The sequence below is a fragment of the Mesorhizobium sp. M4A.F.Ca.ET.022.05.2.1 genome (genome assembly GCF_003998845.1).
In the GTDB taxonomy this organism is placed as follows: domain Bacteria; phylum Pseudomonadota; class Alphaproteobacteria; order Rhizobiales; family Rhizobiaceae; genus Mesorhizobium.
In genome coordinates this window covers 1-5500 of the sequence record NZ_RZOJ01000401.1, presented here as the reverse complement: position 1 = coordinate 5500, position 5500 = coordinate 1, and the positions used below count along the sequence as shown (strand labels likewise).

Annotated in this window: 4 protein-coding genes and 1 pseudogene; 2 read left to right on the top strand and 3 right to left on the bottom strand. The window is 64.1% G+C overall.

The window, feature by feature from the left end:
- The 3 genes from EN745_RS28910 to EN745_RS28900 all read right to left on the bottom strand — a co-directional run.
- Window positions 1-1261: homoserine dehydrogenase (locus tag EN745_RS28910; protein ID WP_145992179.1), on the bottom strand; the 1261-nt coding region annotated here is incomplete at its 3' end.
- 46 nt (window positions 1262-1307) lie between these two features.
- Entirely contained in the window at window positions 1308-2525 is a 1218-nt protein-coding gene (locus EN745_RS28905; RefSeq protein ID WP_127283311.1) for an LL-diaminopimelate aminotransferase, read from the bottom strand.
- A 45-nt stretch (window positions 2526-2570) separates the two neighbouring features.
- On the bottom strand, window positions 2571-2978 hold the full coding sequence (locus EN745_RS28900; protein WP_189363189.1) for a hypothetical protein: 408 nt from the start codon (window positions 2976-2978) through the stop codon (window positions 2571-2573).
- A gap of 97 nt (window positions 2979-3075) precedes the next feature.
- On the opposite strand from EN745_RS28900, the gene phaC reads away from it, so the two are divergent.
- Window positions 3076-4911 carry a class I poly(R)-hydroxyalkanoic acid synthase gene (gene phaC / locus EN745_RS28895; RefSeq protein ID WP_127422811.1) on the top strand — a complete coding sequence of 612 codons (1836 nt, stop codon included), beginning with the start codon at window positions 3076-3078 and terminating at the stop codon, window positions 4909-4911.
- A 326-nt stretch (window positions 4912-5237) separates the two neighbouring features.
- Window positions 5238-5500 (top strand): annotated as a pseudogene (locus EN745_RS28890) (peptidase M15A); the annotation flags it as partial.

Below are 5500 nucleotides of genomic sequence, written 5' to 3'. Positions count from 1 at the left end.
CCTTGGTGATGCCCTCGACGGCCTTGCGCACCGCTGCTTCCGTCGTCTCGTGGGTGACGAGGATGACCGTCTTCTGCGCGTGTGTTTCCGGGCCTGCGGCCTGCTGGACGATCGATTCCAGCGAGATGTCGTTGTCGGCCATGCGCTTGGCGATCGCGGCGAAGACGCCGATGCGGTCATGCACGGTGAGCCGGATGAAATAGCCGCCGGCATGGCTGCGCATCTGGGCCCGCTTGTACGGCCTCAGCTCCTTCGCCGGGCGGCCGAAGACCGGTCCGTGCTGGAAGCCCGGCCGGCTCTTGGCGATGTCGGCGATATCGCCGATCACCGCCGAAGCGGTGGCGTTGCCGCCCGCACCTGGGCCGGAAAGCAGAAGCTCGCCCAGAATGTCGGTCTCGATCGCCACCGCGTTGGTGACGCCGTGCACCTGCGCGATGACGGAAGCCGTCGGCACCATGGTCGGGTGCACGCGCTGCTCGATGCCGCTCTCGGTGCGCTGCGCGACGCCGAGCAGCTTGATGCGATAGCCGAGGTCCCCGGCCGCGCGGATGTCGGCTTGGGTGATGTTGGAGATGCCTTCCATATAGATGTCGTTGGCGGCGATCCTCGTGCCGAAGGCAAGGCTGGTCAGGATCGACAGCTTGTGCGCCGTGTCGTGGCCCTCGATATCGAAGGTCGGATCGGCCTCGGCATAGCCGAGCCTTTGCGCATCCTTGAGGACCGCGTCGAAGGAGATGCCTTCGGCTTCCATGCGAGTCAGGATGTAGTTGCAGGTGCCGTTGAGGATGCCGAAGACCCTGGTGACCGAATTGCCGGCCATCGCCTCGCGCATCGTCTTGATGACGGGGATGCCACCGGCCACCGCGGCCTCGTAATTCAAAAGCACACCCTTCTTCTCGGCGATCTCGGCCAGCTGCACGCCATGCTTGGCCAGCAACGCCTTATTGGCGGTCACCACATGGCGGCCGGCCTCGAGTGCCGCTTTCACCGAGGCTCGCGCGGGTCCCTCGTCGCCGCCGATCAGTTCGACAAAGACGTCGATATCGGCCGCCTCCGCCATCTTGACCGCATCGTCGAACCATTGCGCGCCGCCAAGGTCGACGCCGCGGTCGCGCTTGGGATCGCGGGCCGAGACGGCTGCCACGACGATGTCGCGGCCGCACTGGCGGGTGAGCTCGGCCGCCTTGTCGCGCAGCACGCGCGCCACCGAGGCGCCGACCGTGCCGAGGCCGGCAATTCCAACACGCAACGCTTCAGCCATGTCCGGCGATGCCCCTCAAAAATTCGATCGGTGATGTCAGGCGAACTCAGCGGTGCGCGGAGAGCGGCACCACATTGTTGGGCTGCTTGGCGGTGGACGCCAGGAAGCGCTTGATGTTGCGGGCCGCCTGGCGGATGCGGTGCTCGTTCTCGACCAGCGCCACGCGCACGAAATCGTCGCCATGCTCGCCGAAGCCGACGCCCGGCGCCACCGCCACGTCGGCATGCTCGATCAAGAGCTTGGAGAATTCGAGCGAGCCGAGATGACGAAACTGTTCCGGGATCGGCGCCCAGGCGAACATCGAGGCTGCCGGGGCCGGAATGCTCCAGCCGGCGCGGCTGAAGGAATCGACCATCACGTCGCGGCGCTTGTGATAGACCTCGCGCACCTCGGCGATGTCGGCGCCGTCGCCGTTGAGCGCATGCGCCGCCGCCACCTGGATCGGCGTGAAGGCGCCGTAGTCGAGATAGGACTTGACGCGCGTCAGCGCCGAGATCAGCCGCTCGTTGCCGACGGCGAAGCCCATGCGCCAGCCGGGCATGGAGAAGGTCTTCGACATCGAGGTGAACTCGACGCAGACGTCGATCGCGCCCGGCACCTGCAGCACCGAGGGCGGCGGGTTGCCGTCGAAATAGATCTCCGAATAGGCGAGGTCGGACAGGATGATGATGTCGTTCTTCTTGGCGAAGGCGACGACGTCCTTGTAGAAATCGAGCGAGGCGACCAGCGCCGTCGGGTTCGACGGATAGTTGAGGATCAGCGCCAGCGGCTTCGGGATCGAATGGCGGATGCCGCGTTCGACCGCCGGGATGAAACCGTCGTCCGGTTCGACCTGCAGCGAGCGGATAACGCCGCCCGACATGATGAAGCCGAAGGCGTGGATCGGATAGGTCGGGTTCGGGCACAGGATGACGTCGCCCGGCGCGGTGATCGCTTGCGCCATGTTGGCGAAGCCTTCCTTCGAGCCGAGGGTTGCCACCACCTGCGTATCGGGGTTGAGCTTCACGCCGAAGCGGCGCTGATAGTACGCCGCCTGGGCGCGGCGCAGGCCCGGAATGCCGCGCGACGAGGAATAGCGATGCGTGCGCGGATCGCGCACCACTTCGCACAATTTGTCGACGATGGCCTTCGGCGTCGGCAGGTCCGGATTGCCCATCCCAAGGTCGATGATGTCGGCGCCGCGCGAGCGGGCGCTGGCCTTCAGCCGGTTGACCTGCTCGAACACGTAAGGCGGAAGCCGGCGGACCTTGTGAAATTCTTCCATGTCAGTTCCAGACATTCAAAGGTGGTTTCGGCGCGCGATATATCCCTAATTGCAGTTAGGGTCGAGGGCGGGATCGCATTTGGCCTCGATCTGCTTCAGCGCCTGGTCGCCATGGTTCTTGGCCAGCGAGTTCAGCGCTGCCGGGCTTGCGGTCTGGCCTCCGCCGCCGCCCTTGGAAAGCTGCGCCTGCTGCTCGCCCTTCAGCTGGGCAAGCTTGGCGTCGGTCTCCTCCTTGGTGAGCTGCTTGGCGGCCACCTGCGGCGGGATGTTGAGGTTCGGATAGGAACCGGTGTCCTTCGGCCCTTCGACGCCGGCGACCGGCGCCGCGTTCGTGGTGTTGCTCGTCGAGCAGCCGCCCGCCCCCAGACCGGCAGACAGCAAGGCCATCGCCGCGGCCATGCGGCAAATGCGTGCGCTTGCCGAAAAAACCGTCTTGCCAATATTAATCGTCATATTGTTTTCCTGGCAGCCGGGTTAGAGCGTGTTGGACCCGGTCAGATGTCCCATGATAATATGTCAAGAAAACGCCCCGGGAGGAACCCCGCGAACCATGTCCAAAGCGCCCGATTCGGACAAAGCGGAAGATGGCGGACCTTCGACGGTCGAGCAATATCTGGTCAAGGACCCTGAACGCTTCGCGTTGAACATGGCGCGTATGATCGAGCAGGCCGGCAAGGCGGCTTCCGCCTGGGCCGAGCCGCGCGAGAAGGGGGAGGTGCGCGACCATGTCGCCGAGCCGGTGGTCGACATGGTCAAGACCTTCTCTAAGCTCAGCGAATACTGGCTCTCCGATCCGCAGCGCGCGTTGGAAGCGCAGACGCGGCTCTTCGCCGGCTACATGACGGTGTGGGCAAACGCCATCCAGCGCGTCAGCCCGAATGCCGAGGCGCCGGACGACGCCGTCAAGCCCGAACGCGGCGACAAGCGCTTCCAGGACCCGGAATGGGGCCGCAACGCCTTCTTCGATTTCCTCAAGCAGGCCTATCTCGTCACCTCGCGCTGGGCAGGCGATCTGGTCGAGCATGCCGAGGGGCTCGACGAGCACACCCGCCACAAGGCCAGCTTCTACGTCAAGCAGGTGTCGAACGCGATCGCGCCGTCGAACTTCATCCTGACCAATCCGGAGCTGTTTCGCGAGACCGTCGCGTCCAATGGCGAGAATCTGGTACGCGGCATGAAGATGCTGGCCGAGGACATCGCCGCCGGCAAGGGCGACCTGAAGCTCAGGCAGGCCGACTACTCGCCCTTCGAGATCGGCAAGAACGTAGCGACGACGCCCGGCAAGGTGGTCGGCCGCAGCGACGTCGCCGAGATCATCCAATACGATCCGGCGACCGAGACAGTGCTCAAGCGCCCCTTGCTGATCTGCCCGCCATGGATCAACAAGTTCTACATCCTCGATCTCAACCCACAGAAATCCTTCATCCGCTGGGCGATCGAGCAAGGCCATACCGTCTTCGTCATCTCCTGGATCAATCCGGACGAGCGCCACGGTTCCAAGGGTTGGGAAGCCTATATCCGCGAAGGCCTGCAATACGGCCTCGACATGGTCGAGAAGGCCACCGGCGAGAAGGACGTCAACGCCATCGGCTATTGCGTCGGCGGCACGCTGCTGGCGGCGGCCCTGGCGCTGCTGGCGCAGGAAGGCGACAACCGCATCAAATCGGCGACCTTCTTCACCACGCAGGTCGACTTCACCCATGCCGGCGACCTGAAAGTGTTCGTCGACGAGGATCAGGTGGCGGCGGTCGAGCGCTCGATGAACGAGAAGGGCTATCTCGACGGCACCAAGATGGCGACCGCCTTCAACATGCTGCGCTCGGGCGACCTTATCTGGCCCTATGTCATCAACAACTACATGCGCGGCAAGGATCCCCTGCCCTTCGACCTCTTGTACTGGAACGCCGATTCAACCCGCATGGCGGCGGCCAACCATTCCTTCTACCTGCGCAACTGCTATCTCGAGAACAATCTGTCGCGCGGCACGATGGAGCTTGCCGGCCGCACCGTCTCGCTGGCCGATATCAAGATCCCCGTCTATAACCTGGCGACCAAAGAGGATCACATCGCGCCGGCGCTCTCGGTGTTCCTCGGCTCGCGCTATTTCGGCGGCAGCGTCGAGTATGTGATGGCCGGCTCCGGCCACATCGCCGGCGTCGTCAATCCGCCGACCGCGAACAAGTACCAGTACTGGACGGGCGGCAAGCCGGTGGGCGACTTCGGCCAGTGGTTCGCCTCGGCCGTGGAGCATCCCGGCTCCTGGTGGACGCACTGGCAGCACTGGGTCGAAACCCAGAACAACGCGCGCGTGCCGGCGCGCAAACCCGGCAAGCATATGAAAACCTTGGGGGATGCGCCGGGCACCTATGTCAAGGTGCGCGTGTAACAGACTGTAATGTCTGGTGAGTTGACGGCCCGTCAAAACAGGTCGAAATGGTGGCGTCAACTATCTGGTGGCTTCAATTCGCCTGGAAAAAACGATTACTTCCGAGGCTTGCAGATTTGACACAGGTCCCGTTTCCGGTTTGGGAACAGAACAGTCGTAGCGAGGGGCGTAGAACGCTGCGGCGATGACGAGCCGGCCGGCTACCGAGGGGGAATTTAGTTTTGAAGTCAGGTGGTTGGCGTCTCGCGCGGAGGGAAGGTCGCAGCATTGCGGCAGCGCTTTTCTCCGTGCTTCTGGCCTCCTGCACCTCCGCCGGCGACCCCACCATGTCGGTCGGCATGCCCGGCTATAATGCCACCTCCACCGAGATGAGCGCTGCAACCAGCGCCAAGCCAGCAACATCAACCGATTCGTCGCTGCAGGTGACTTCGGCCTCTTCGGAGGCGATATCGACCGTGATGGGTGATGGCGACAAGCCCTTGCCTGAAAAGGTCGCCTACGTGCCGGTGACGAAGCCGGGATCGGCCTTCCCTATCAACGTGCCGGCCGGTGCCGACACCGTTGCCGGCAACACGCCGCAGCCGCTGGT

Coding starts and splice junctions, on each gene's coding strand:
- EN745_RS28900 (WP_189363189.1), bottom strand. CDS start 2,978: ATGACGATTAATATTGGCAAGACGGTTTTTTCGGCAAGCGCACGCATT.
- EN745_RS28905 (WP_127283311.1), bottom strand. CDS start 2,525: ATGGAAGAATTTCACAAGGTCCGCCGGCTTCCGCCTTACGTGTTCGAG.
- phaC (WP_127422811.1), top strand. CDS start 3,076: ATGTCCAAAGCGCCCGATTCGGACAAAGCGGAAGATGGCGGACCTTCG.